General features: G+C 57.1%; 25 protein-coding genes. 20 read left to right on the forward strand and 5 right to left on the reverse strand.

Annotated features, from left to right (window positions below):
- Positions 1 to 14: 14 nt before the first annotated feature.
- The gene (locus tag C7H08_RS13460) at positions 15 to 1,991 is read right to left on the reverse strand and encodes an HDOD domain-containing protein (RefSeq protein ID WP_106672758.1); all 1,977 of its coding nucleotides are present in this window, start codon (positions 1,989 to 1,991) and stop codon (positions 15 to 17) included.
- A 271-nt stretch (positions 1,992 to 2,262) separates the two neighbouring features.
- On the opposite strand from C7H08_RS13460, the gene C7H08_RS13465 reads away from it, so the two are divergent.
- The 6 genes from C7H08_RS13465 to C7H08_RS18425 all read left to right on the forward strand — a co-directional run bounded on the left by C7H08_RS13465 (position 2,263) and on the right by C7H08_RS18425 (position 9,634).
- The gene (locus C7H08_RS13465; protein ID WP_106672759.1) at positions 2,263 to 3,546 is read left to right on the forward strand and encodes a MinD/ParA family ATP-binding protein; all 1,284 of its coding nucleotides are present in this window, start codon (positions 2,263 to 2,265) and stop codon (positions 3,544 to 3,546) included.
- 262 nt (positions 3,547 to 3,808) lie between these two features.
- Positions 3,809 to 5,347, forward strand: coding sequence for a fatty acyl-CoA reductase (locus C7H08_RS13470; RefSeq protein WP_106672760.1), 1,539 nt, complete (start codon positions 3,809 to 3,811; stop codon positions 5,345 to 5,347).
- 305 nt (positions 5,348 to 5,652) lie between these two features.
- Positions 5,653 to 7,602, forward strand: a complete 1,950-nt coding sequence (gene acs, locus C7H08_RS13475; RefSeq protein ID WP_106672761.1) for an acetate--CoA ligase — start codon at positions 5,653 to 5,655, stop codon at positions 7,600 to 7,602.
- 42 nt (positions 7,603 to 7,644) lie between these two features.
- Positions 7,645 to 8,310, forward strand: a complete 666-nt coding sequence (locus C7H08_RS13480; protein WP_044386982.1) for a response regulator — start codon at positions 7,645 to 7,647, stop codon at positions 8,308 to 8,310.
- A gap of 428 nt (positions 8,311 to 8,738) precedes the next feature.
- Entirely contained in the window at positions 8,739 to 9,344 is a 606-nt protein-coding gene (locus C7H08_RS13485; RefSeq protein WP_227663404.1) for a fatty acid desaturase, read from the forward strand.
- Positions 9,341 to 9,634: a fatty acid desaturase gene (locus tag C7H08_RS18425; protein WP_243411436.1), complete on the forward strand. Its 294-nt coding sequence runs from the start codon at positions 9,341 to 9,343 to the stop codon at positions 9,632 to 9,634. Before C7H08_RS13485 ends, C7H08_RS18425 begins: the two co-directional genes overlap by 4 nt.
- Positions 9,635 to 9,694: 60 nt before the next feature.
- Here the strand turns inward: C7H08_RS18425 and C7H08_RS13490 are convergent, their stop codons facing one another.
- Positions 9,695 to 10,675, reverse strand: a complete 981-nt coding sequence (locus tag C7H08_RS13490) for a D-2-hydroxyacid dehydrogenase (protein WP_106672762.1) — start codon at positions 10,673 to 10,675, stop codon at positions 9,695 to 9,697.
- A 202-nt stretch (positions 10,676 to 10,877) separates the two neighbouring features.
- Between C7H08_RS13490 and C7H08_RS13495 the strand changes: the two genes are divergently transcribed.
- The 3 genes from C7H08_RS13495 to C7H08_RS13505 all read left to right on the forward strand — a co-directional run bounded on the left by C7H08_RS13495 (position 10,878) and on the right by C7H08_RS13505 (position 12,961).
- On the forward strand, positions 10,878 to 12,104 hold the full coding sequence (locus C7H08_RS13495; RefSeq protein ID WP_106672763.1) for a pyridoxal phosphate-dependent aminotransferase: 1,227 nt from the start codon (positions 10,878 to 10,880) through the stop codon (positions 12,102 to 12,104).
- A 7-nt stretch (positions 12,105 to 12,111) separates the two neighbouring features.
- Entirely contained in the window at positions 12,112 to 12,303 is a 192-nt protein-coding gene (locus tag C7H08_RS13500; protein WP_106672764.1) for a CPXCG motif-containing cysteine-rich protein, read from the forward strand.
- An 85-nt stretch (positions 12,304 to 12,388) separates the two neighbouring features.
- On the forward strand, positions 12,389 to 12,961 hold the full coding sequence (locus tag C7H08_RS13505) for a YceB family lipoprotein (protein ID WP_106672845.1): 573 nt from the start codon (positions 12,389 to 12,391) through the stop codon (positions 12,959 to 12,961).
- 73 nt (positions 12,962 to 13,034) lie between these two features.
- Here C7H08_RS13505 and C7H08_RS13510 read toward each other — a convergent pair whose 3' ends face one another.
- A complete protein-coding gene (locus C7H08_RS13510) occupies positions 13,035 to 14,189 on the reverse strand; it encodes an isocitrate/isopropylmalate dehydrogenase family protein (protein ID WP_106672765.1) in 1,155 nt (384 codons plus the stop codon).
- A 199-nt stretch (positions 14,190 to 14,388) separates the two neighbouring features.
- Here C7H08_RS13510 and C7H08_RS13515 point away from each other — a divergent pair, with 199 nt between their 5' ends.
- Both C7H08_RS13515 and C7H08_RS13520 read left to right on the forward strand, forming a co-directional pair.
- Complete coding sequence (locus C7H08_RS13515) at positions 14,389 to 15,153, forward strand: EAL domain-containing protein (RefSeq protein ID WP_188445301.1); 765 nt, start codon at positions 14,389 to 14,391, stop codon at positions 15,151 to 15,153.
- Positions 15,154 to 15,178: 25 nt separating this feature from the next.
- Positions 15,179 to 15,535 carry a hypothetical protein gene (locus C7H08_RS13520; protein WP_106672766.1) on the forward strand — a complete coding sequence of 119 codons (357 nt, stop codon included), beginning with the start codon at positions 15,179 to 15,181 and terminating at the stop codon, positions 15,533 to 15,535.
- Here C7H08_RS13520 and C7H08_RS13525 read toward each other — a convergent pair.
- Entirely contained in the window at positions 15,529 to 16,437 is a 909-nt protein-coding gene (locus C7H08_RS13525) for a LysR family transcriptional regulator (RefSeq protein WP_106672767.1), read from the reverse strand. The two genes, C7H08_RS13520 and C7H08_RS13525, sit on opposite strands and share 7 nt — an antisense overlap.
- Before the next feature lie 149 nt (positions 16,438 to 16,586).
- Here C7H08_RS13525 and C7H08_RS13530 point away from each other — a divergent pair, with 149 nt between their 5' ends.
- The 5 genes from C7H08_RS13530 (at position 16,587) to C7H08_RS13550 (ending at position 21,675) form a co-directional block, all read left to right on the forward strand.
- Positions 16,587 to 17,798, forward strand: a complete 1,212-nt coding sequence (locus C7H08_RS13530) for an acyl-CoA dehydrogenase family protein (protein WP_106672768.1) — start codon at positions 16,587 to 16,589, stop codon at positions 17,796 to 17,798.
- Positions 17,799 to 18,260: 462 nt separating this feature from the next.
- Entirely contained in the window at positions 18,261 to 19,082 is an 822-nt protein-coding gene (locus C7H08_RS13535) for an SDR family oxidoreductase (RefSeq protein WP_106672847.1), read from the forward strand.
- 38 nt (positions 19,083 to 19,120) lie between these two features.
- Positions 19,121 to 20,185, forward strand: coding sequence for a phosphotransferase family protein (locus C7H08_RS13540; protein WP_106672769.1), 1,065 nt, complete (start codon positions 19,121 to 19,123; stop codon positions 20,183 to 20,185).
- On the forward strand, positions 20,185 to 20,874 hold the full coding sequence (locus C7H08_RS13545; protein ID WP_106672848.1) for a histidine phosphatase family protein: 690 nt from the start codon (positions 20,185 to 20,187) through the stop codon (positions 20,872 to 20,874). Before C7H08_RS13540 ends, C7H08_RS13545 begins: the two co-directional genes overlap by 1 nt.
- Positions 20,875 to 20,904: 30 nt before the next feature.
- The gene (locus C7H08_RS13550) at positions 20,905 to 21,675 is read left to right on the forward strand and encodes an SDR family oxidoreductase (protein WP_106672770.1); all 771 of its coding nucleotides are present in this window, start codon (positions 20,905 to 20,907) and stop codon (positions 21,673 to 21,675) included.
- 71 nt (positions 21,676 to 21,746) lie between these two features.
- On the opposite strand, the gene C7H08_RS13555 is transcribed toward C7H08_RS13550, so the two are convergent.
- Positions 21,747 to 22,613 (reverse strand): DUF6279 family lipoprotein, encoded by an 867-nt coding sequence (locus C7H08_RS13555; RefSeq protein WP_106672771.1) that lies wholly within the window; start codon positions 22,611 to 22,613, stop codon positions 21,747 to 21,749.
- A 558-nt stretch (positions 22,614 to 23,171) separates the two neighbouring features.
- Between C7H08_RS13555 and C7H08_RS13565 the strand changes: the two genes are divergently transcribed.
- The 4 genes from C7H08_RS13565 to napA are packed head-to-tail and all read left to right on the forward strand — an operon-like array spanning position 23,172 to position 26,669.
- Positions 23,172 to 23,348 (forward strand): periplasmic nitrate reductase, NapE protein, encoded by a 177-nt coding sequence (locus C7H08_RS13565; RefSeq protein ID WP_106672773.1) that lies wholly within the window; start codon positions 23,172 to 23,174, stop codon positions 23,346 to 23,348.
- Positions 23,349 to 23,354: 6 nt separating this feature from the next.
- Complete coding sequence (gene napF / locus C7H08_RS13570; protein WP_106672774.1) at positions 23,355 to 23,852, forward strand: ferredoxin-type protein NapF; 498 nt, start codon at positions 23,355 to 23,357, stop codon at positions 23,850 to 23,852.
- Positions 23,845 to 24,168 carry a chaperone NapD gene (locus C7H08_RS13575; RefSeq protein WP_165793966.1) on the forward strand — a complete coding sequence of 108 codons (324 nt, stop codon included), beginning with the start codon at positions 23,845 to 23,847 and terminating at the stop codon, positions 24,166 to 24,168. The genes napF and C7H08_RS13575 overlap by 8 nt, the downstream gene beginning before the upstream one ends.
- Complete coding sequence (gene napA, locus C7H08_RS13580) at positions 24,165 to 26,669, forward strand: nitrate reductase catalytic subunit NapA (RefSeq protein WP_106672776.1); 2,505 nt, start codon at positions 24,165 to 24,167, stop codon at positions 26,667 to 26,669. The genes C7H08_RS13575 and napA overlap by 4 nt, the downstream gene beginning before the upstream one ends.
- The last annotated feature ends 10 nt before the right edge of the window (positions 26,670 to 26,679 follow it).

The following is a 26,679-nucleotide window of genomic DNA, read 5'->3' on the forward strand; positions in this document are numbered from 1 at the left end:
ATTCCGTAGTTTCGTCAGTCGGTATCGTTTTTCATCTGGCTGGCCGCGGGTAGCAAAATCCGGAAGCTGGTGCCTTCCTGCCCCGTGTGGCAAGCGATGATGCCCTCCATGTCATCAATCAGTTGTTTCACAATGCTCAGGCCTAATCCGCTGTGGCCTTGTCCTTTTGAGCTGGCAACCGGCGCAAACAAGTTGCGCCGGACGGCTTCCGGAATGCCCGGGCCGTTGTCGGCTATCTGCAATTCGATCCAGTTGCGCTGGTTCTGGTAAACGGGTGCGGCGGTGCGCAGGGTGATATCGCCTTGCTCGTGCCCAAGGCTTTCGACGGCATTCCGGATCAGGTTGATCACGATCTGGCGCACCGCTGACAGGCTGCCTTTGACCCGGGCCTGCTCCGTGCACAGCTGCACATTGAGTGTCCGGTCTGGACGACTGAACAGGCTGTCCCGAAGAATGCGCACGAGGCTTTCCAGTTCGGCGTTGAGGTCGGTTGCGGTGGTATCGGGGCCGGGTGTGTCGCTATTGCTGATTTGCAGCAGCAAATAACCGGCGCGGTCCAGCTCTTCCTGAATGATGTCCAGATCACCTTGTACATCGCTATCTTCAAGCCGGCTACGCAGCTGGAAAATGTATTGTTTGACGATGGTCAGCGGGTTGCTGATTTCATGCACCTGGCGCCGCAGCCGATCATTGACGATCTGGGCATCGACATCTGCCGCGTCAGGCCATTGATCCTCGATCAGCAAGGCGAGCTGGCCGGCGAACAGTTGGGTCAGCGTCTTGGTGCTCTCGACAATCTCTGCATACAGGCCAAGGGCAAAAACGGCGACTGGGCTACCGTGAACAACAATTGGCATCGCCAAAAACGACGGCGTCCTCAGGATCGACAGCAGTTGTTGGTCCAGCACACTTGGGGTTCGGTCACTCAGATGCAGAGGGGTGCCGGTGTAAAAGGCTTCGGTCAGAACGCTGCCGCCAGATACCGGCGCCAGTCGCAGGTCGGGCAGGTTGATGCAGGTGCCGGACAACAGTCTCAGCTCATCGTCATCCGGCCCAAAGCATAACGTGGGCAAGCCGGTCAGTACCGTAAGGCTGCCCGCCGTGCTGGCAATCAGGTCGTTCGTGTTGACCGCGTCCGCCGTTCTCAGCTCAAGGGATTTGCTGGTCATGACCTGATGGATCAAAGACTGCCTCAGTTGTCGCGACCCTGCGCTGTTGTCGTAAGTGGTGTCCAGGGGGAGGCCGAAAGACGCAGCCATACTGGCAACCTCTTCGTTGATCTTGCTGCATATTTCTTGTGTCAGGTCGTCTTGCAACCCGAAAATGGTGCCTGCAGCAGCAATGCCCGCTGAATCTGACAAAGCCAGCCGGGTCGCCAGACTGATCAGTTTGACCAGATGCCCGGCATCCCGGAGTTGTGTCGGTGCGGCCTGCTGATAGCGCATGGCATCTGCGGCCATGGCCCCGAGGCCCCAGCTGGTCACCAGCTCGGCTGCGATGTCATTTTGGTGATTGAGGATCTCCTGCCTTTTGCCCGGCGGTGTTTTGATGGCAATCAGTTCGGCAATGTTATGGACCATGCCGAGCAGGAAGGCTTCTTCCGGATCCGGGTAGCGGGTCAGGGTGGCGAGGGTTTTGGCGGTCAGGGCGGTGATCAGGGAATGCCGCCAGAAGTCGCGCAGCTGCTGCCATTCGTCGCTGTCCAGTTCGAATAGAAGCTGGCGTAGTGCGGAAGTTAACAGCAGGGTCTGGAAACGGCGCGTGCCCAAGCGCATAAGTGCCTGTTCAGTCGAGCGAATCGGCGGGCTGCTTCGGTACAGGGCAGAATTGGATAGCGCCAACAGTCGGGTAATCAGGGCAGTGTCGGTTGCGACGATCTGGCTGATGGCGCGATAGTTTTCGCCAGCATGGCACGCCTCCAGCGCTCGCAGGGTAACTTCCGGCAGGCTGGGTAAGTGTAAATCCGTTGCAATGTCCGTCGCATTATTCATCGCTCGCCTTGTGTCCTTCACACCCCGTTCGTAGCGGTCGGGTATAAGGCTCCCTGATTTGTAGTTAATTTTTATGACAGGGAGTTCATTCTTCTTCTAAGCCGGTGAGCTTAGACAATAAAACCTCACTATTAAATACTCATTGCTGTTTTTTTAAGCAAGGTATCCCGCAGTCTGTGATATGAGTAACCTTTTTACAGGTTAAAATGTCGCTTATAGTGACAAGTCCTGAGTTTAGTCTGTTTTCAAAGTATCGCTACAGGGAACGCAAATGTTGCGCCAACCAAGGACCATCGCAATCACCGGCGGTAAAGGTGGGGTAGGAAAAACCACCGTTGCGCTGAATCTTGCACTTGTGCTGGCCAAGAGTGGCTATCAGGTGTTGTTGCTGGATGCAGACACAGATCTGGCCAATGTCAGCCTGCTGGTGGGGTTGTATCCGGAGCGCACGCTGGCCGATGTGGTTGCCAGCCGATGCACGATGGACGAGGCAATCCTGCATAGTTATTCAGGGCTGCATATTGTGCCGGGGGCCTCTGGCGTGCAGGAATGCATGGAGATGTCGAACGGCGACAGCCTGGTGCTTTTGCGAGGCTTGCATGAGCTGGAGCACCGTTACGATTATGTGATCGTGGACACCGCCGCTGGTCTGCAGGCGGTTGGCTTGCACATGATAGCGGCTGCGGAACTGGCCTGCCTGGTGGTCTCTCCTGATCCTGCCTCACTCACCGACGCGTTTTCGCTGCTGAAAGTGATGAAGCGTCGAGGCTATCGCCGGACACCATCGGTGATCGTCAATATGGCTCAGGGCGCGAGCCAGGCCAGATCGGTGTATCAGCGCCTCAACGGCGCCTGTCAGCGACACCTGCAATGGTCACTGCATTACCTGGGGGCGCTCTGGCGAGACGAGACGCTCCGGCAGTCCGTTCTCAACCAGAGCCCGGTCACGTTGTTGCCAGCGTCGGATCCGTCATGCCGGCAATTCCATTCGCTGGCAGAGATGCTCAATGTGCATCTGGCCGGGCTGCCGCGCCGGAAAGCCGGTATTGCGGCCTATTGGCATCAGGTTGCGCGCCGGCAAGCCGACAAAGTAGGTGTACCCCCATCGCCGGCCGTTGAAAGCGGCTCGCCTATACAACAATGCCTGGATCTGGTTGGACGGCTGGGTGCCATACTGGAGGCCTCGCCAGATAATGGCATGCTTCGATATGAAGCGTTCACGCGCCTGTTTGCCCTTTTGGGGCGCAAGCCTGATGCCGACACTGTTGAGATAGTGCAAACCGGCCTGGCCTCAATGGCCTGGGAAAATCTGGTGGTGGACGACCGCGAAAAACTGGCCCGTCATCTTGGCCAGCTGGCCCGCGAACTGGCTTCGCCTGAGGCTGTTGAAGCCTCCGCTACCCGCTTTCGGTCGGTCAACGAGCCGCTTTATGATCGGGTCAGTTTCGGTGAGCAGGATCAACTGGTTCGCGCGCTGCGGGAAAAACCGGCGGATGTGTCGCTGAATGATTTGCTGCGCTCTCTGGCCGGTAATGACCGCGACAGGTCCTGGTAAGACCTCGTGCGACATGCCTCCCTAAGAGTCATTTTATTGTAAGGTTTTGTGTCGTAATTTTGCAATCTGTCACCGCCCTGTCACCTTTTCTGTGCAAAAATTAAGCGTAATTTTAATTCGTGGCCTGCATTATGCAGTCGAATCTGACAAGTGGTATGCAATACGGATGCTCAGATAACGGGGCAAAGGAACGGGTCCCGCCCACGACATTTTTGCCGGCTCTGTTTGCCGGCGACAGAGAAAACAGAGATGGAGTTCTACCATGGCAATGCAGCAGGTGAAGCAACATGAATCTTCCTCGAAAGTGCTCGGTCAGCTTCGGGGCAAGCGGGTACTGATTACCGGTACCACCGGCTTTCTGGGTAAGGTTGTTCTGGAAAAGTTGATCAGAACCGTGCCTGATATCGGAGGCATCTATCTGCTGATCAGGGGTAATAAGCGACACCCGGACGCTCGCGGCCGCTTTCTCAACGAAATCGCAACCTCCTCCGTTTTTGATCGGCTGAGAGAAACCGACCCGGAAGGATTTGAAACCTTTATCGAGCACCGGGTTCATTGCATTACCGGTGAAGTCACCGAGCCCCGTTTTGGCATGACCGAAGACGCCTGCGCCAGGTTGGCGAGTGAGCTGGACGCGGTGATTAACTCGGCTGCCAGTGTCAACTTCCGGGAAGAGCTGGATAAAGCTCTGACCATCAATACCCTGTGTCTTGAAAATATCGCGGGGCTGGCCGGTCTGAACTCTCGGCTGGCGGTGCTTCAGGTGTCCACCTGTTACGTCAATGGTATGAATTCTGGCCAGGTTTCCGAGTCTGTGATCAAGCCGGCCGGGCAGGCGATTCCCCGTTCCAGTAAAGGTTATTACGAGATCGAAGAGCTGGTGCGTTTGCTGCAGGATAAGATTGCTGATGTCCGTGCCCGATATTCTGGCAAGACTCTGGAAAAGAAACTGATTGATCTGGGAATTCAGGAAGCCAACCGCTACGGTTGGAGTGACACCTATACCTTTACCAAATGGTTAGGTGAGCAGTTGTTAATGAAGGCGCTGAATGGCCGTAGCCTGACCATCGTGCGACCCTCCATCATTGAAAGTGCGCTGGAAGAGCCGGCACCTGGCTGGATTGAGGGAGTCAAAGTGGCCGATGCCATTATCCTGGCGTACGCCCGGGAAAAAGTGTCCCTGTTCCCGGGCAAGCGGTCCGGCATCATTGATGTGATCCCGGTCGATCTGGTGGCCAATGCGATCATTCTTTCCTTGGCGGAGGCGCTCGGGGAGCCTGGGCGCAGACGAATCTATCAGTGCTGCAGTGGCGGCTCGAATCCGGTGTCTCTGGGGCAGTTCATTGATCACTTGATGGCCGAAGCCAAAGCTAATTATGCAGCCTATGATCACCTGTTTTACCGGCAGCCCAGCAAACCGTTTGTGGCAGTGAATCGGGCGCTGTTTGATCTTGTGGTCAGTGGTGTCCGCCTGCCGTTGAGTGTCACTGACAAGGTGCTGAAGCTGCTGGGCCACTCCCGGGATCTGAAGGTATTGAAAAACCTGGATACTACGCAATCGCTGGCAACTATTTTCGGCTTTTATACCGCCCCGGATTACATCTTCTGCAACGATGAGTTGCAGGCGCTGTCTGCTCGCATGGGAACGGTCGATAAAGTGCTGTTCCCGGTGGACGCGCGCCAGATCGACTGGGAGGTGTATCTCCGTAAAATCCACCTGGCAGGTCTGAACCGTTACGCGCTCAAAGAGCGTAAGGTTTTCAGCCTGAGGGCCTCCAGGTCGCGTCAAAAAGCAGCCTGAACCAGTGCTTTGGGCCGGCCCGATCACTCCCTGGGCCGGCTTTTATCCCTCCCTGCTTTGCCATTCCATAAAGAGCAACTATTCTTGCTAAAGTCGCTGTCAAAGCCGCTTTACCCTGCCTTGATCACGGCATTTCAGTGCAGGCTGGCCTGAAAATGGCGGTAGATTAGTACGTTAGTCTAATTCATTGTGCGGTGGCACACATGTTGAACTACAGACATCTGTCTTATGGGCTGACCAGGCCCGACCACCCTGAATTTACAAAAACCGACAATGACAACAGACTCTATTAAAGGGGGAGCACAATGACTGATACACAGGTATATCCGGTGAGTCCTGACGTGGCTGACCACGCTCTGGTTTCGCGTGAGCAATACGAAGAAATGTATCGCCAATCGGTGGAAGATCCCGATACCTTCTGGTGCGAACACGGTAAGCGCCTCGAATGGATCAAGCCATTCAGCAAGGTAAAAAACTCGACCTACGATTACAACAATCTGTCCATCAAATGGTTTGAAGACGGCGTTCTGAACGCCTCGGCCAACTGCCTGGACCGTCACCTTGAAACCCGTGGCGACCAGACCGCGATCATCTTTGAAGGTGACGATCCTTCTGTTTCCCATAACGTCACCTACCGCGAGCTGTACGAGCAGACCTGTAAGTTTGCCAACGTGCTCAAAGCCCAAGGCGTGAAGAAAGGCGATGTTGTAACCATCTACATGCCGATGATCGTCGAAACCGCCGTGGCCATGCTGGCGTGCGCCCGCATCGGCGCGATCCACTCGGTGGTTTTTGGTGGCTTCTCCCCGGAAGCGCTGGCCGCCCGGGTAGTGAATGGCAAGTCCCGCTATATCATTACCGCCGATGAAGGTTTGCGTGGTGGCCGTGCGATTCCGCTCAAGAAGAACGTGGATAGCGCGCTCAAGCACGAAGACGATGCCAACGTCGACAAGGTGATTGTGGTCTCGCATACCGGCAATAAACAAGTGCCCTGGACCGAAGGTCGCGACGTCAGCTACACCGAGCTGATGAAAGACGCCTCTGCCGAGTGCGCGCCAGAGCCGATGAATGCGGAAGACCCGCTGTTCATGCTGTACACCTCCGGCTCTACCGGCGCTCCGAAGGGCGTTTTGCACACCACGGGCGGGTACATGGTGTATGCTTCCATGACTCATCAGTACGTGTTCGACTACCACGATGGTGATGTCTACTGGTGCACCGCGGACTTTGGTTGGGTAACCGGTCACAGCTATATCCTGTACGGCCCGCTGGCCAACGGCGCCATCACCCTGCTGTTCGAAGGTGTGCCGAACTACCCGGACAGCTCCCGCATGGGTCAGGTGGTTGACAAGCACAGGGTCAACATCCTTTACACCGCGCCAACGGCTATCCGTGCCCTGATGGCTCAGGGTGAGTCCTGCATGGACGGCACCAACCGCAAGAGCCTGAGAATTCTGGGCTCCGTAGGCGAGCCGATCAACCCGGAAGCCTGGGAGTGGTACCATCGTGTTATCGGTAACAGTAAATGCCCGATCGTGGACACCTGGTGGCAGACTGAGACCGGTGGCATCCTGATTTCGCCGTTGCCTGGCGCCGTCGATCTCAAACCGGGGTCCGCCACTCTGCCGTTCTTCGGGGTGCAGCCGGCGCTGGTCGACAACGAAGGCAACCTGCTGGAGGGCAAGGCCGAGGGTAACCTGGTCATCCTGGACAGCTGGCCCGGCCAAATGCGCACCATTTATGGTGATCATGAGCGCTTTATCCAGACCTACTTCAGCACCTACAAGGGCATGTACTTTACCGGTGACGGCGCTCGTCGTGACGAAGATGGCTATTACTGGATTACCGGTCGTGTCGACGATGTTCTGAACGTCTCCGGCCACCGTCTGGGTACGGCTGAGGTGGAAAGCGCGCTGGTGTCCCACGACAAGGTGGCGGAAGCGGCCGTGGTGGGTTACCCGCATGAGATCAAAGGGCAGGGTATTTATGTCTACGTGACCCTGGTGCAAGGTGAAGAGCCCAGCGACGAGCTGAAGAAAGAGCTGGTGCAGTGGGTACGCAAGGAAATTGGTCCGATTGCCTCTCCGGATGTGATCCAATGGGCGCCTGGGCTGCCGAAAACGCGTTCGGGCAAGATTATGCGCCGGATTTTGCGTAAGATTGCCGCTAATGAGCACGATCAGCTTGGAGACACATCCACCTTGGCTGATCCGGGCGTAGTGGATGACCTGATCGACAGCCGCGAGTTCAAGTAACTGCGGCCGTTGACAGTCCTTAACCTGTGAGGAATCTGTTGAATGACACAAACAATTATCGTCGCTGATGATCACCCGCTGTTTCGGGCAGCATTGAAACAGGCGGTCAATCAGGCGGTGCCGGATGCCAAGACGGTTGAAGTTGACAGCATCAAGGCCCTGCAGGCGGCGGTAGAAGCCAACCCGGACGCTGACCTGATCCTGCTGGATCTGAACATGCCGGGTGCCCACGGTTATTCCGGACTGGTGTTTATGCGTGGCCAGTACCCGGGCTTGCCGGTGGTGGTTGTGTCTGGCTCTGAGGATATGCCGGTGATGCGTCGTTCGATCGACTATGGCGCGTCTGGCTTTATCCCCAAATCGGCACCTTTGCCGACCATTACCGAGGCCATTCAGGCGGTACTGGAAGGCGATGTGTGGCTGCCGGCAGGCGTCGCTGACAAGATCGAGCGGATGCAGTCCGAGCCTACGGATTTCTCGGAGCGCTTGGCGTCACTGACGCCGCAGCAATTCCGGGTGCTGGGTATGTTGGCCGAGGGTCTTCTGAACAAGCAGATCGCTTACGATCTGGATGTGTCGGAGGCAACCATCAAGGCCCACATCACGGCGGTGTTCCGCAAGCTCGGGGTTCGTAACCGGACGCAGGCGGTGATTGCCATTCAGCAGATGGAGTTGGACCCTTCGGAGCAGTCGTTGTCCGGGGGCTGATGGTCTGCTTTTACAGGTTGTATCAAAAATGGGAGCCCAAGGGCTCCCGTTTTTTTTGTTTGGGCGCAAGGTGGGAGTCGGGACGGACTTCTGAAACACGCTGTGAATACATCCCTGTACGCTCCGCTCCGCCCCTCAGTGCTTATTGCTCCTGCGTCGCACTGAGGGTCCTGGGCTGGCCATCCATGGCCAGCCCGTGAAGCGCTTCGCGCTTCACCCATGGCTCCGCAGGGTTTCAGAAGTCCGTCCCGACTCCCACCCCAAACTCTGAGTGGTTTTCGGCGAACATATGTATATAGGTTGGTTATATTCCTTCATTTTTTAACTGCACGGCCATTGTCTACTTGCATTTGTTGTTGTAGGTTCAGCGCACACTTGTACGCCGTAAAATTAATTTCTATGACAACGCAACCAACCAAAGGTGAAAAATGAACGCAGCAGTGAAACCGGAGTCGGCGGAGGCCGTCGTGTTTGGTAAGCCGGATGAGCGGGAGCTCCGCGACCGGATGAAGAAGGAACTTCCCACTGATACGTTCAAGACACAGACCTGGCGGGTGATCTGGTTTTTGCCGTTGCAGGCGATGATCTGGGGTGGGCTGGCGGCCATTCTGATGGCGGGGCTGCCGTGGTACGCCAATCTGGGGCTGGGTTTGGTGGTGGGCCACACTATTGGCTGCCAGGCGTTGCTGGCCCACGAGGTGCTGCACGGGGCGCTGGGCATGAGCCGGCGCTGGCAGAATGTGTTTGGCTGGCTGGGGTTTGGTCCGTTGCTGGTGCCACCGGAGTTCTGGCGCAAGTGGCATAACGTGGTGCACCACGGTAACACCAACGCCGGTGACACTGACCCAGACAGCTTTGGCACATTACGCCATTACGAAAAAGACCCGAAGCAGAAGCAATTCACCAAACTGGCCCCGGGGTCCGGTACCTGGTACAGCTATCTGTTCCTGACCTATTCGTTCAGCTTCCACGCCCAGCTGGTGTTGTGGCTGCAAGCCAAGCGCCGACCAACAATCCGTTGGATAACTCCGTGAGCCTGCGCAGTCATCCGGTTCTGGATCGTCTGCACTTCCGCTTCAGCCATCACATCGAGCACCACTTCTTCCCGAAGATGTCTCATAGCATGGCGCCGAGGGTTCGGCAGTGGCTGGAGCAAAACGAGCCAGACCGTTACATGGCCATGCCCCACAGCAAGGCCCTGAAGATGCTCTACACCACGCCACGGGTATACAAGTCGTCCACCGAACTGGTAGACCCAAATGACGAAACCCGGGTGTTCGATTTATTGCCGCTGCAGCGGCAGTTTTCAGCAGCTACCCGTTAGCCGCTCCGGACTCAGGCCAGAAGAAAGAAGCCCAAGCACCAGAGCGGCGAATTCTAAAACCTAACTGCCGGCGTAGCCGAGTTCCTTGTTAACGAGATTGAACAGCTCGCCACCCTTATGCCAGCGGTCGAAGTTCTCCAGGAACTGATCCGTCAACGCCCGTTTCCAGCCGATGAAGTCACCGGCCATGTGCGCCGTCATGATCACATTGTCCCGCTGCCACAGCGGATGATCCGCCGGTAACGGCTCCTCCTCGAACACATCCAGAGCGGCGCCGGCAATCTCGCCTTCGTCCAGCGCCTTGATCAGATCGTCGGTCTTCACAATTGGCCCGCGGCCAATGTTGATCAAGCGGGCGGAATTCTTCATGGCGGTAAACGCCTTCGTATCGAACAGGCCCTCCGTTTGCGGCGTCAACGGTGCCGCGATCACCACATAATCGGCGTGGGACAGCTGATCATAGATCTGCTCATTGCCGTGCACCGCGACAAAATCCGGATCATCGCGCCGGGGCGTTCGGGCAATGCCGTGGGGTTGCATGCCAGCGGCCTTCACCAACTTGCCGATTTGCCGCCCGATGGAGCCAGCACCCACCACCAGCACCTGCTTGCCCTCGGCCCGCTCGGTATCCCGGTGCTTCCACTCGCGCTTCAGTTGTAACCGGATGGATTGCGGAAAATCCTTGGCGAACATCAGGATCGAACACAGCACATATTCGGCAATGGTCCGGTCAAAGATGCCCCGGGCGTTGGTCACCACCACTTCGCCTTTGGTCAGGGCCGGGAACATCAGGGCATCCACGCCTGCACTGGTGGCGTGGATCCATCGCAACCGGTCTGCGGCAGGCCAGGCGGCTTCCAGGGCTTCGGTCCGGAAGTCGGTCACCATCATTACATCGGTGCCGGGCAGGGTATCTCTCAGGGTTGGCTCGTCGCAGGCAAAGCGAACTTCCGCCCGGGCCTGAATGGCTTCAATGCCTGGGGGAGGGGACTCTCCCGGCGCTGTGAGAACGGTGACAACCGGCTTGTTGGACTCTGTCATTTGACCTCCGCAGGGATAACAACGATTTGTTCAGTGCAATGCCTCAGTTTGGTAGCCGAGTGGGCAACGGTCAACCTGGCCCGGCACAATCGGCTTCCAGGTGGATTTGTCGATTCTTTAGTCCCAGTGTGCTTGTACGGCAGATTTTTACTGGCTAACCTGCAGGGGTAGGTTCTATTTACCCTGTTGTCAGGAGGTGTGTATGCCCGAGTCCGCGAACAAGGATACCGGCGAAACCAAACCGCGTAACGTGAAGTACCGGAAAGCAAAGGCTAGCTGGAACCCGGCCATGCAGGCCATTCCTGTTTCGGGGATTCGTCGCCTGGTAAATATGGCGTCCACTATGAAAGATGTGATTCATCTTTCGATCGGACAGCCGGATTTGCCGACGCCGAAACACATCATTGATGCCTATATCGACGCACTGAACGCCGGGCAAACCGGGTACACCATGGACGCCGGTTTGCCGGAATTGCTGGTGGCGCTGCGGGATTATTACGGCAAACGCTACAACCGCAAGCTGACCAGAGACAACATTCTGGTCACCAGTGGTGCTACCGAGGCCATGTACCTGGCTATTTCGGCAACCTCGGCCCCCGGCCGCCAGTTTATCGTGACTGACCCTTCGTTCCTGCTGTATGCGCCGTTGATCCGCATGACCGGTGGCGAGGTGAAGTACGTGCCAACCTATGCTGAAAACAACCATCAGCTGGACCCGGACGACGTAATTCGGGCCATGGGGCCGCGCACGTTTGCATTGATCCTGAACAACCCGAATAATCCCACCGGAGCGGTGTATCCGCGCAGTACCGTGGAGACCATTCTGGAAGAGTGTGCCTATCGTGGCATTCAGGTGTATGCCGATGAGGTGTACGACCATCTGATTTTTGATGATGATGACTTTGCCAGTGTTCTGAGCTGCTCCACGGATCTGGACAACATCATGTGTATCAGCAGTTTTTCCAAAACTTACAGCATGGCGGGACTGCGGGTTGGCTGGGTGATTGCCAGCCAGGCGGCAATCAAATCCCTGCGCCGGTACCATATGTTTACTACCTCGGTTGCCAATACGCCTTCCCAGTTTGCCGGCGTTGCGGCCCTGACCGGTGATCAGCAGTGTGTGCGGGATATGCTCGGCATTTACCGGGAGCGCCGGGACAAGATCGTCGAGTTGATTGACAAGACGCCCTACCTGACCGGCTACAAGCCGGGCGGCGCGTTCTTTGCGTTTCCCGATTTGCCGCGCCACGTCGACGGCTCGGATCTTGCGCTCAGGATGCTCAAGGAAACCGGGGTGTGCGTGGTACCGGGTGACGCCTTCGGCGAACAGTGCACCAACGCGCTTAGGTTCAGTTTCTCGACCACCTGTGAGCGGATGGAAGAGGCCTTTGACCGGATCATCCCCTGGATGGCCAAACAGCAACTCTGAGGCGCCGATGTCAGCCCTGGATTATGTGTCGATACAATGCCCTTATTGCTGGGAGACGCTGGAAGTCAGCGTCGACCCATCGGTGCCGGAGCAGGAATATGTGGAAGATTGTCAGGTATGCTGCCAGCCGATCCTGCTGACGGTGCACTTTGACGAGAGTCTGGTCCCCACGGTGGAGGCCAGGGCGGAGAACGACTGAATGACTAACCAAGACGTAATGCATGGGTATTGCGCTGTTCGTGCGACACCCCCACGATAAAGCCCGGTTTTCAGAGGAAGAAAGAATGAAGAGATTCAAGCAGGCCCGGGCCTGGTTTCCGGTGCTGGTTCTCGCGTTACTGGCAAGCGGCTGTGCCAGCATGTCGCCGTATTCCATTTCCGAAGGCGAGATTGAGCGGCATCTTAAGAAAGCAGTTGCAGATTATGACCGGCAGCAGCTGCAAAGCGGCTCTCCGTTGAGCCTCAGTTTGAGCGATGCCAATATTACTCTGGGCCCGGATGGCCGGGACGTGGCGGTGATTGATCTGAGAGGTCAGGTTGCGCTGAAGGCCTTGATCGCCAAATTGCCAGTGGATCTGGCGCTGAAAGTGGAAGGCGCGCCGGTGTACGACAGTCAGGAGAGGGCGGTGTACCTTCGTCGGCTGAAGTTGCTGGAGAGTTCGATTGATTCACCTTTCTTCAAAGGAGATCTGGCGCCAGTCACCAGCAGTGTGATGAGGGTCGTCGCGCAGATGCTGGAGACCATGCCGGTGTACCGACTGGACGACAGCAACCTGACCCAGCGCATGTTTGGTCTGGTACCCGTGGACATTCGGGTAGCGCCGGGGAGACTGGAATTTGTGATGGCGGACAAGTAAGAGCCCGGCGGAAGTCATACAAAAAAGCCAGATGACACTCATCATCTGGCTCTTTCCGTTTTACCAGTCGCGTTTACGCCTGCAGGCGTTCACGAATGGCTTCCCCGATCTGCCGGGTGGCCCGTTGTTCGCCGCCATTCGCCGCCAGGTCGGCGGCCACGGCATCGAACAGCTCTTTGCCGGCTTTGGCCAGCACCGGGTCTTTCCGGCCCAGCCAGTCCAGCATGCGTGCTGTAGTGAACAGCATGGCGGTCGGGTCTGCGATGCCCTGGCCGGCAATATCCGGGGCGCTGCCATGGGTGGGTTCAAACATGGAGGGCATGTCCGGATTGGTCGGGTTGAGGTTACAGGAGGGCGCAACGCCCATACCGCCCGACAGCACCGCCGCCAGATCGGTCAATATGTCACCCTGAAGGTTGCTGGCGACCACCACATCAAAGGCCCAGGGAGATTGCACGAACTTCATGCAGGCGGCATCCACCAGCTCGTGATGAGTGGCCACGTCTGGAAATTCCTGGCTGATTTCCTCGAACACTTCCGTGTACATATCGCCCCAATAGCGCAGGGCGTTGCGTTTGGTGATCACGCACACCTGGCTTTCGCAGCTGCGGCCATCAAGCGTTCTGAACGAGCGCGTGCGGCCTTCCTGAATGCGCTCACCGGCGCGCTGCCGGGCCTGTTCGAAGCCATACCGGATAATGCGTTCGGTGGCCCGCCGGGTAAAGACCTCCATCTGGGTAGCTACTTCGTCCGGTTTGCCCGGCCGCAGCCGTCCGCCCTGGCCAACATACTCGCCCTCGCTGTTCTCGCGAATCACCAACATGTCGATGTCTTTGGCTCGATCATCTTTCAGGTATTGCCGGGCGCCAGGCAGCAGGCGCGCCGGACGTTCACACACCCACTGGTCAAAGCCTTTACGCATATCCAGCAGTGGCGCCAGCGAAACACTGTCAGAGAGCAGGTAGCGGCTGTTGTCATCAATTGGGCCGGGATCACCCAAGGCGCCCAGCAGGATGGCGTCGTACTGTTGCAGTTGCTCCAGCGCATCTTCAGGCCAGGATACGCCATGGTCTTCATGCCAGGCATGAGAAGGCCAGGGAAACCGGGTCCATTCCAGAGCAAGCTCGTGCTTGGTGCGCAGCGTTTCCAGGCAGCGGACGGCTTCTGCCACCACTTCCGGGCCAATGCCGTCTCCGGGTGTCACTGCAATGCGGGTGGTCTGGGCCATTCCCGAACCTCCTTGGGGCCATGTGTGTGCGGGTTTCATTCAACACGTCCAGTGTAGTCCCGGGGAGCGCAGATGCCAGCGCCTATGGTGTTAATAAATACACGATGTTTTACCCCATTGCGGTTGATAGCTATAGTGGAAATCAATTGATTCTTTTAAGCTTCTAACTGAATCTCTTTCTCTATTCGCCGGAGTTCGTGTGGATAAACCTGAATTATTATTTGATGAGTCGCACTGTGAGCAGTGCGCTTGTGGGAACGGGCTGGATTTCTCGTTCACTTTTGCCTTTCAACCGATTGTGGATGCCGAGACCAAAACGGTCTTTGCCTATGAAGCCCTGGTGCGTGGCACCGAGGGTGAGGGCGCGATGAGCGTTCTGGCTAACGTCAACGAGACTAACCGTTATTCCTTTGACCAGATTTGCCGGGTCAAGGCCGTTAAACTGGCGGCCAGGCTGGACATGCAGCCGATGCTAAGCATCAACTTTATGCCGAACGCGGTGTACAAGGCGGAATACTGCATTCGCACCACTCTTGCGGCAGCAAAAACCTATAATTTTGATACCAGAAAAATCATTTTCGAAATGATCGAGAATGAAGATCTCAGCTCGGTTGAGCATCTGTCCTCGATTATCGAAGCCTACCAGTCGATGGGATTCAGCACCGCCATTGACGATTTCGGCGCCGGATTTTCCCGCTTCAACATCATGATCCTGAGTCCGCCAGACCTACTGAAAATAGATATGGGTCTGATACGGAACATTCATGCGGAACCAAACAAGCAAGCTGTGGTCGCAGGTATTATTACCATGATGCGCCAGCTCGGCGGCCGGATCATCGCGGAAGGCGTAGAGACCGAAGACGAGTATTACTGGCTGCGCGCCCAGGGTATTACGCTCTACCAAGGCTATCTGTTCGCCAAGCCGGGCTTTGAGTGCCTGCCAGAGCCGGTATTCCCGGACTGATCTTCAACCGAGAAGGGACTATTCTGTGTTGTACCGGATTGTAACGCTTGTGGGTGGCCTGGTGTTTGTGGCTGCCCTGTTTGCCCTGTTGTGGTTCTTCTGCAAGAAGTTTCTGGAGCATCATGGTGTGAAGGAGCAAAGTTCCGAGCGGGCTACGGAGCTGGCCACCTGGACTTTTGCCGGTATTGCGATTGGCCTGGTGTTTGCGGTGCTGGGCTCGTTCGTTCTTGGCCCTTGGGCGTTTTACCGCACCTTGCGAGGGCACGACGTACCCGTTTCAGATGCTGCCGCCATCTGGTGGGGCTTCGGGATCGTTTTGGTCGCTCTTGGCATTACCGCTGCCGGCTTCTTCGGTTTTCTGGCGCTGGTCGGCGCCTACTGATCACCGGGGAGGCAGCGGAGCTGGTCCCGGAACCACACCAGAGCCGGTTCCTTCTCATAGGCTTTATGCCAGTAGAGGTGCACGTCAATGGATGGCATCTGTGCTGGTGGGCTTACCACCTCGATGTCCGCGCGTTCGGCAATAATTCGAGCATAGGTTTCCGGCATCGTCAGCAGTAGATCAGAGCTTTCCACCACACGGCAGGCGGCATAATAGTGCTGACAACGCAGCCGAATGTCGCGTTGTACCCCATGGCGCGATAACTCGAAATCCTCAATACCCGGGCCCTCTGCGCGGGACGACACCAGCACATGCCTCGCCTCGAGATAGGCTGGCATATCCAGAATCAGACCCTTCTGAAGTGCCGGGTGATTTTTTCGCGCCAATACCACCAACCGGTCCTGCCGCAGCAGTTCGTGACTGGTCTGGTTGCTCACGGGCAGCAACACATCAATGGCAAAGTCCAGCTTGCCCGCCGCCAACCGGGTTTCCATATCCCGCCGTGGTACCCGCTGGCTGATAATCTCCATTTCCGGGTAGGGGGCCAGCTTGCTCATCAACTGCGGCAAAAACGTCGACTCCAGCACATCCCGCAATCCCAATGCGTAGGTCTTGCGCTGACTGGCGGGGTCAAAGGCGTGGAACTGATTGACCGCACTCTGCACCTGGGTCAGGCCCGGGCGCATCGATTCCAGAAATCGCCGGGCCAGGGGCGTGGGCACCATCTGGTTACCCTGGCGAGTGAACAGGGGATCGCTAAAGTGATCTCGCAGCCTGGCCAGGGAATGGCTCACCGCTGGCTGGGTCAGGTGCAGCGCCTTGGCGGCCCGAGTAAGGCTACCTTCCCGATAAATGGTGTCGAACACGTGCAGCAGGTTCAGGTCAAGGCGATTCAGGGCCATAATGAAAATCCGTTGTCTGTATAAGTACAGCTAATGATAAATGATAAGAACAATTCAGTCGCGTAATACGGAGTTGGCTCCTAGACTGATGGGCATCTAATCGAAAGTGCGCCCCTTATTGGGGGCAGGTAAGCGCGAGGAGCTGCACCATGGATTTCAATATTTCCGAGAAAGGCCAGGATTACCTCAAGCGTGTGAAAGAATTCATGCGTGAAGAGATCGCCCCCATTGAAGAGCAGTACCACAAAGAACTGGCGGCGCAGGACAACCGCTGGGTGGTTATGCCGATCATCAAAGAGCTGAAAGCAAAGGCCAAAGCCCAGGGCCTGTGGAACATGTTCTTCCCGGATGAAAAACACGGGTGCGGCCTGCTCAACTCCGACTACGCGTTGATTGCGGAAGAAACCGGTCGCAGCTTCATCGCCCCGGAAATCTTCAACTGCAACGCGCCAGATACCGGCAACATGGAAGTACTGATCCACTACGGCTCGGAAGAGCAGCAAGCCGAGTGGCTGCCCCGGATCATGAGTGGCGAAGTCCGCTCTGCTTTTTGTATGACCGAGCCAGCGGTGGCCTCGTCCGACGCCACGAACATGGAAGCGACCGCGGTGGTGGAAGGGGACGAAGTGGTCCTTAACGGCCGCAAATGGTGGAGCACCGGTGTTGGCCACCCGGACTGCAAAGTCGCCATCTTCATGGGCGTCACTGACCCGGACGCCCAGAAACACCGCCGCCACTCCATGGTACTGGTGCCGCTGGACAGCCCGGGCATCACCGTCGAGCGCATGATGCCGGTGTTCGGCGCATACGATGAGCCCTACGGTCACGGCCAGGTCTTGTTCGACAACGTGCGCCTGCCCAAGAGCGCCATCATCGCCGGCCCGGGCCGCGGTTTCGAGATCGCCCAAGGCCGTTTGGGGCCAGGTCGCGTGCACCACTGCATGCGCGCCATCGGTGCCGCCGAGCGCACCCTGGAACTTCTGGTCAAGCGTTCAATGTCTCGTGAGGCCTTTGGTCGCCCGCTGGCGAAACTGGGAGGCAATCCGGATGTCATTGCCAATGCCCGCATGAACATCGAGCAGGCTCGTTTGTTGACGCTTAAGTGTGCCTGGGCGCTGGATACCAAGGGTATTGCGGGGGCGCTGCAGGAGGTTTCGATGATCAAGGCGGTGGTGCCGGCGATGCTGCAGCAGATTGTCGATGATGCGATTCAGATGCACGGTGGGGCTGGTGTCAGCGACGATGATTTCCCGCTGACAGCATTGTTCGGTTACGCTCGGGTATTGCGGCTGGCGGATGGTCCGGATGAAGTGCATAGGGCGATGGTGGCCCGGTTGGAGCTTCGGAAGTACAAGTCCTGAATTCGGGCCTGGGTGCTTTGGCTCTCCGGGCCTCTTGGTTGGGAGTAAGATGTTCGCCTTGGCCGCCAGTATTGTGATGGGAGCGGGTGGGTTGGGGGTTCTGAAAACCGCTCCTTGCGGCACATCCCTGTGGCGCTTCTGCTCCGCCATCCATGGCTCCGCAAATTTTCAGAACCCCCAACCCACCCGCTCCTTCAGACTGCGGAGAGGGGTGGCCAGAAAAAAAACACTTTATGCCGCGAGGTATTGGGAATGTGCCAGCTAGGTTTGGTTTTTTGAACAGCTGACTGAAGAGTATGGGAGTTGGTGCTGGAAGGGCCTATCCAAAAATTTCGGAGGCCATGGATCGCCGGAGAGAAGCGCACATGGATGTGCTTGTAGCGGTTTTTGGATAGGCCCTTCCAGCACCAACTCTTACTCAACAAGAACATGAATTCAAACGTAAGAACGGTGAGCATGAACATGACACAGAGAGTATTCATTACCGGCGGGGCCAGTGGCCTGGGCCGGGCGATTGCATTGCGGTACGCCAAAGAAGGCGCGAAAGTCTGCATCGGGGACATTAACCCGGAGCAGGGCATCGCGGTTGAGAAGGAAATAAACAGCGCCGGTGGCGAAGGTTACTTTGTGGAGTGCGATGTGCGCCGCCTGGCGGACTTTGAAAAAGTCCGGGACGATCTGGTGCAGAAGTGGGGCGGGGTCGACGTGGTCGTCAACAATGCCGGCGTCGCCTCCGCAGGGTCTATTGAAGACACCACCATTGGTGACTGGGAGTGGATTCTCGACATCAACGTGCTGGGCGTGGTTCGTGGCTGCAAGGTGTTTACGCCCATGTTCAAACAGCAGGGTTCCGGTACCTTTGTTAATGTTGCCTCCATGGCCGGGCTGATGCTGGCGCCGTTGATGGACAGCTACAATGTGTCCAAGGCCGGGGTGATTGCCCTGTCGGAAACCCTCAGTCAGGAGCTGCGGGATGCCGGCATTCATGTCAGCTGCGTGTGCCCGGCGTTTTTCCAGACCAATCTGACCAGCACCATGCGGTCTGACATTCCCGGCATCCAGCAGAACGTCAACAAGCTGATGAAGCGCTCCAGCATTACCGCGGAAGATGTAGCTGAGGATGTTTTCCGTAGCGTGAAAGACAAAGACTTCTGGGTGCTGCCCCACGCCAAAGAGCGTCGCATGTGGATGCTCAAGCGCCACGCACCCTGGGCGTTTGACTGGCTGATGCACCAGGAAACCAAACGCTGGATGAGTAAGATGGGTGGTAAAGGCAACGCCTGAGCGGCCAGCCCCGTCCACAGGATCACAGGAGAGAATGAATGACACAGATCGACCAGGCCGTAGACATCCGTGAAGGCGAAGAGCTGGATATCGAGGTTGTTGACCAGTTCATGAAGCAGGCCATTCCCGGCCTGGAAGGGCAGCCGACCATCAAGCAGTATCCCGGCGGTGCTTCCAACCTGACCTATCAGGTGGACTACGGCGATCAGTCCTACGTGCTGCGCCGCCCGCCACTGGGCAAGATTGCCAAGTCCGCCCACGACATGCTGCGTGAGGCGCGGGTGATGGAAGCGCTGAAGCCGGTCTATCCCTATGTGCCCAACATCATCGCCATCTGCGAGGATCACAGCGTACTGGGCTGCGACTTCTACGTGATGGAACGGCTCAAGGGCATCATTCTGCGTCAGGATTTCCCCAAGGATCTTGAGTTGAGTGAAGCGGATACCCGCAAGCTGTGCCTGAACGTGATCGACAAACTGGTCGACCTGCACACCGTCGACGCACAGGCCGCCGGCCTGGACACGCTGGGCAAGGGTGCCGGTTACGTGCAGCGTCAGATTGGTGGCTGGAGCGATCGTTTCCGCAAGGCCCGCACCGACGATGTCGGTGATTTCGAAGACGTAATGGCCTGGCTGAATGACAAGATGCCAGACGACATCGCCCAGGTGGTCATCCACAACGACTTCCGCTTTGATAACGTGGTGCTCAATCCGGATAACCCGTTTGAAGTGATCGGCGTGCTGGACTGGGAAATGGCCACCATCGGCGATCCGCTGATGGATCTGGGCAACAGCCTGGCCTACTGGATCGAAGCCGACGACGAAGGTCCATTCCAGATCTTGCGCCGTCAGCCCACCCATCGCCCCGGTATGCTGACCCGCAAGCAAGTGGTGGACTACTACCTGGAGAAATCGGGCTTCCGGGCCGACAACTTCGATTTCTATGAAATCTACGGTCTGTTCCGGTTGGCGGTGATCATCCAGCAGATCTACTACCGCTTCTACCACGGCCAGACCAAAGATAAGCGCTTTGCCGCCTTCGGCCATGCCGCTAATTATCTGGAGAAGCGTTGCCAGCGGTTGATCAGCGCGAGCAGCCTGTAATGGCGACGATTTATCTGGTGCGGCACGGCCAGGCCAGTTTCGGCAAAGCGAATTATGATCAGCTTTCTCAAAGAGGCTGGGAGCAGGGCAAGATTCTCGGTCGCTGGCTGGCGGACAAGGTGCAGCCGGGCGCCATTTTCGGTGGCAACCTGCAGCGTCATCGGGAAACCGTGGAAGCGATCGCCACCGGTTATGGCTCAACTCTGCCCGACATGCAGGTGCTGGCAGGGCTGAACGAGTTTGATCATGTTCAGGTGGTAGAGCGTTTTCGGCCCGAGTGGGCCGACAAGCAGGTGATGGCCCGGGATCTCGGCAGCGTGCCGAAGCCGGCCCAAGCGTTTCAGCAAGCTTTCGAGCAAGCCGTAACCCGCTGGGTCAGTGGCGAGTACGACCACGAATACGCGGAATCCTGGCAGGGCTTCCGGCAGCGGGTGAGCCATGCTCTGGATCAGTTGATCGAGATGGCGGATGGCGCAGACATTATTGTCTCTACCTCCGGTGGTCCCATCGCGGTCATTGCTCAGAGCTTGCTGGAATTGTCAGACCGCAAGGCGCTGGAGATGAACAACGTGATTGCCAACACCAGCGTTTCCCGAATTCTGTATTCCGGCCCCCGGCGCAGCCTGGCCGTGTTTAATAACTATAGCCACCTGGAAGCGGAAAACCCCGCCCTGGTGACATTCCGATAATTCTCTACCCGAAAATCAAGAGGCAACTCCATGAGCAACCTGAATCTGTTTGATCTTACTGGCAAGGTAGCCCTGGTCACCGGCGCCAGCCGCGGTATCGGCGAAAGCATCGCTCGCACCCTGGCCCATTACGGCGCCCACGTGATTGTCAGCAGCCGCAAGATTGATGGCTGTGAAGCTGTCGCCAGCAGTATCCGTGAAGACGGCGGCAGTGCCGAAGCCTTTGCCTGCCATATTGGTGAAATGGACCAGATTGAAGCCGCGTGGGAACATATTGCCAACACCCATGGCAAACTGGATATCCTGGTCAACAACGCCGCCGCCAACCCGTACTTTGGCCCGGTTGAAGACACCGATCTGAATGCCTTCCAGAAAACGGTGGATGTGAACATTCGCGGCTATTTCTTCATGTGCGCCCGGGGTGCCCAATTGATGAAGAAGAACGGTGGTGGCGCCATCGTCAACGTCGCCTCGGTTAACGGCGTAAACCCCGGCCACTTTCAGGGTATCTACTCCGTCACCAAAGCCGCGGTGATCTCCATGACCAAATCCTTCGCCATGGAGTTGGGCCAGCAGAACGTGCGGGTTAATGCACTGCTGCCGGGTCTGACCGACACCAAGTTTGCCAGTGCCCTGACCAGCAATGAAGCTATCAAGAAACAGGCTATGGCGCACATTCCGATGAAACGAGTGGCCGATCCGGACGAAATGGCTGGCACCGTGCTGTACCTGGTGTCGAACGCCTCGAGCTACACCACCGGCGCCTGCATCAACGCCGACGGTGGTTATCTGACCATCTGATCGTTGGCGGATAAAAAAAAGGCCGGGTGATGTCACGTCACCCGGCCTTTTTGCGCTCTGCCCCAACTGGCTCAGGAGCAGGTCAGAGCGATAAAGTCACGGTTAAGCTTGTTGGCCCGGGCCTGAAGCTGCTCCTGGTGTTTGCTGTCGCCGGCCTGAAGCAAATCGTGCATCAGCGAGCTCAGGGCTTGCTGGCTTTCTTCCATCATCGCCTGGTATTCCGGGCCCCGCGCTTGTTCCGAGTTCACCACCAGTTCTCTGATTGAATCCGCAAAGCCTGGTTGGTCGCGATTTTTCAGCGCCTCCAGCAGAGCCTGTTGCCATTTCTTGCGGCCCTGCAACCAGATTTCGGTTTGCTGGCCGCGGTTGGCGGACCAGTGCTGCACCAGCGTTTGTTGACGGGTGTTCAGGTCGCCCAGCCAGCGCTCTACTCGTTCGGAGGTGCGTTCGGCTCGGGCCCTGGCCATATCATCGGCATTACCGGACAGCATCTCCTGTTCGAGTTCTGCCTGGTCTTTGGCCATGTTCCGGGCGAGTTCTGCTACTTGCTCATCGGAAAGACTTTGCAGCAGGTTGACGGCAATGGGCACGGCCTCCGTCAGTAAGCCGGGCACGAAATCCATCAGTTGCTGTTGATGGTAGTAAAGGGTGTCGATATCGGGTGGGCCACTGGCAACGTCGTCTTCGAATTCGTCCAGCCAGGCGCTGTAGCGGGGCAGTTCCGCTGCGCAATGCCACTGGCGCAGCGCATCCAGATCCTGATTCAGTTGCTGTTTCTGGTCCCGGTCGAGGCTGACGTAATCCTCTACCCACCAGACCACGCCCCAGTCGGCATAGCGGTAAGCCAGCCGAGTTGAACTGCATCCAGCCAGGACAAGCGAGGCAACAAGCATCAGGGCCACTATCTTGAGAGATTTTGAGCGAAGCCGCTGGGCCATTACTGCAGTCCCTCGGTAAAAGGCCGCATGGCAAAACATTGTATGCTTATTATCATGTTGCGGTCCCTTCACACAGAGATGGCGTTACAGATTGTAATTACGAACTGACCAGTCAATCAGATGTCAGTGCCGCCAGCGTCAGCCACGGAGTCCCAATGTCACAGTATAAGATTACACGTGTTCGCTGATTTGTATTTTCGCTCTACATGTCCGGCAGACCGGAACATCGAAAAATTCTCGGATGCTGATGACAACCGCTGTATTGCCACCTAGGCCAGGCTCCGGGTCATCCATGGCGCGGTAGAAGCTCAGGTTGTCGATGTCTTCCTGGTCCCGACTGCTGAAGCCGGCGCCACCCAAGGTAATGCCTCACCTGCGCTGGATGATTTCTTGGCAGTTCCCGCCACGTAAAGTGTTTGTGTTTATGCCTGATAAACAGCCCCGGCAAGCCGGGGCTGTTTCATTTTTGTACACCTACTTTTTAACTTCTAAACTTTGCTTTGCTAAAGCCCCCATTTTTTACTAGGGTATTGGTTACACATATAAAGAAGGTAGTTTATGAATGACCTGCAGGAGTTGGCGCCGGAACAGCGAAAGCGTCATGAGTTTAGGCTGTTCATTTTCATCATTGTGTTTCTTTTCCCCATTCTCGCGGTCGCTGTTGTCGGCAGTTATGGATTTCTGATCTGGATGTCGCAAGTCATAATGGGGCCCCCGGGGGCGCCTGGAGGTTAGGGGCTGATGTCTGTGTCCCAAAATCGCCGGTCGTTTCTGAGAGGTGGCCGGCCCACGGCTTCACAATGGCGCCCGCCCTGGACCACAACGACGATCACCGATGTCTGCACCCGCTGCGACCGTTGCCTTGAAGCCTGTCCGGAAAATATTCTTTTCCGTGGTGATGGCGGCTTTCCGCAAATCCGGTTTACCGGCGATGGCTGCACTCTGTGTGGCGAGTGTGCCGGAGCCTGTCCCGAACCAGTATTTGACTTGGCCCGTGAGCCTTTCCCTTGGCGCGCGGTGGTGCTCGACGGTTGCCTCGCCAAAGCCAATATTCACTGTTCGACCTGCCGGGACGCCTGTGAAACCTCGGCCATCCGTTTTACGCCTAAACTTGGGCATGTGGCAATACCTGAAGTGAAACTTGAGGACTGCACCGGTTGCGGTGCCTGCGTCGCCGTGTGTCCGGAAGATGCGATTAATCTGGAAGCCCTGCAAACAGAGAGCCCACATTATGCATGAGCAAGAACGAGATGAACTGCATGTGGCCAGTTTTCTGGTGCATGTACGCCCCGAACAACTTACCGCAGTCATAAGCTTGCTGGCCATCACTTCGGGGCTGGAAGAAGGAACCACAGACCCATCGGGCAAACTGGTGGTGCTGGCGGAGGGTGCCTGTCATCAGGATTTGTTGGCGGCCATGGAGTTGATTGAAAGCGTGCCCGGCGTGCTCGATTGCATTCTGGTATACCACGAAGTGATGTCGGTCGAAGAAGCCAAACAGCAGTTGATTCCCACAGGACAAGTGCAAACAGAACAACAGGAAGTATTGTCATGAACCTCACAAGACGAGATTTTGCCAAAGCCAACGCGCTGGCCATGGCTGCGTCAGCCGCTGGCCTTTCCATTCCGGCCGCAGCCAGCAACCTGATCACCAACGCCGATCTGACCGAGCTGAAATGGAGCAAGGCTCCTTGCCGATTCTGCGGCACTGGTTGCAGCGTGATGGTGGCCACCAAGGGCAACCACATTGTGGCGACTCACGGTGACACCCAGTCGGAAGTGAACCGTGGCCTCAACTGCGTGAAGGGCTACTTTCTCTCGAAGATTCTTTATGGCCGCGACCGGCTCACCAAACCTCTGCTGCGCAAGCGCGATGGTAAGTTTCACAAAGAGGGGGAGTTCGAGGAAATCAGCTGGGATGAAGCCCTGGATGTGATGGCGGAAAAATTCACCACCGCCATCAAAGAGCACGGCCCGGACAGTGTGGGCATGTTCGGCTCTGGGCAGTGGACCATCTGGGAAGGCTATGCAGCAAGCAAGCTGTTCAAGGCCGGTTTCCGTACCAACAACATTGACCCCAACGCCCGCCATTGTATGGCTTCGGCCGTTGCCGGATTTATGCGCACCTTCGGTGCCGACGAACCGATGGGCGTGTATGACGACATCGAAAGCGCTGACGCCTTCGTACTCTGGGGCGCCAACATGGCGGAGATGCACCCGATTCTCTGGACCCGGGTAACCGATCGCCGGCTGTCGAGCCCGAATACCGAAGTGGCGGTGCTCTCTACGTTCGAGCACCGCTGCTATGATCTGGCCGATCTGCCCATGATCATGCACCCCCATGCCGATGTGGCGATTCTCAACTACATCGCCAATTACATCATTCAGAACAATGCGGTAAACCAAGACTTTGTTGATAAACATACCCGGTTTGTTCGTGGTGTCGACGACATTGGTTACGGTTTGCGACCGGAAGATCCCAGAGAGCAGCGGGCAAAGAATGCGAACAACGCCAACAGCTGGGATGACATGTCGTTCGAAGACTTTGCCCGACATGTCAGTGAATACGATGTCAAAAAAGCCGCTGAAATCTCAGGGGTATCCGAAGATCGACTGGAGCGGCTGGCCAAACTGTACGCCGATCCGGACAAGCGGGTAACCACCTTCTGGACCATGGGCGTTAACCAGCACACCCGGGGGGTGTGGGTAAACAACCTGATCTACAACATCCACCTGCTGACAGGCAAAATTGCCACTCCGGGTAACAGTCCGTTCTCGCTGACCGGCCAACCTTCCGCGTGCGGCACCGCTCGAGAAGTGGGCACCTTCGCCCACCGCCTGCCCGCCGACATGGTGGTAACCAACCCTGAACACCGGGCCAAGGCGGAGAAAATCTGGAAGTTGCCAGAGGGCACCATTCCCGCCAAGCCTGGCTACCATGCTGTCCTGCAGAGCCGCATGCTCAAAGACAGCAAGCTGCGGGTGTACTGGACCCAGGTAACCAACAACATTCAGGCCGGCCCCAACACCATGCAGGAAACCCTGCCGGGCTGGCGCAATCCGGACACTTTCATCATCGTGTCGGACATCTACCCGACGGTGTCGGCCCAGGCGGCGGATCTGATCCTGCCGGCAGCCGGTTGGGTCGAGAAGGAGGGGGCCTTCGGTAACGCCGAGCGCCGGACCCAGTTCTGGCACCAGCTGGTAAATGCACCCGGTGAGGCGCGCTCAGATCTCTGGCAGACGGTCGCCCTGTCGCAGCGGATCAAGGTGGCCGATATCTGGCCGGAAGAGCAGCTGGCCAAGGCGCCGGAGCTTCGGGACAAAACTCTGTTCGATGTGTTGTTCCGTAATGGCAATGTCGACCGCTACCCGGTGGAAGAAGTGCATGCGGATTACGAAAACCAGGAGTCCAGGGATTTCGGTTTCTACATCCAGAAAGGCATATTTGAAGAATACCGCCAGTTCGGCGCTGGCAAAGGTAAAGACCTGGCCGATTTCGACACCTACCACGAGACCCGTGGTCTGAGGTGGCCGGTGGTCGACGGTAAAGAAACTCTTTGGCGTTATCGCGAAGGCTCTGACCCCTACGTTACCGAGGGCAGTGGTTTCCAGTTTTACGGTAATCCGGACAATCGGGCCCGTATCTTCGCCGTGCCCCATGAGCCGCCTGCAGAGTCTCCGGACGATGAATATCCGTTCTGGTTGAGCACCGGTCGTGTGCTGGAACACTGGCATACCGGTTCCATGACCCGCCGTGTCAGTGAGCTACACAAAGCGGTACCCGATGCGCTGCTGTACATGAACGCAGACGACGCCAAGGCGCAAGGCTGGCGCCGGGGCAGCGAGGTCAAAGTGATCAGTCGCCGCGGCGAAGTCCGGATGCGGGTGGAAACCCGAGGGCGAGTCAGTATGCCCAAAGGCATGGTTTACGTGCCGTTTTTTGATGCTGGCAAACTGATCAATAAAGTCACTCTGGACGCCACCGATCCGATTTCCAAGCAGACGGATTTCAAGAAGTGCGCGGTACGTCTGGAACTGGTTAACCTGGCCTGAGGAGAAGTCA

The organism is Marinobacter halophilus (genome assembly GCF_003007685.1).
In the GTDB taxonomy this organism is placed as follows: domain Bacteria; phylum Pseudomonadota; class Gammaproteobacteria; order Pseudomonadales; family Oleiphilaceae; genus Marinobacter; species Marinobacter halophilus.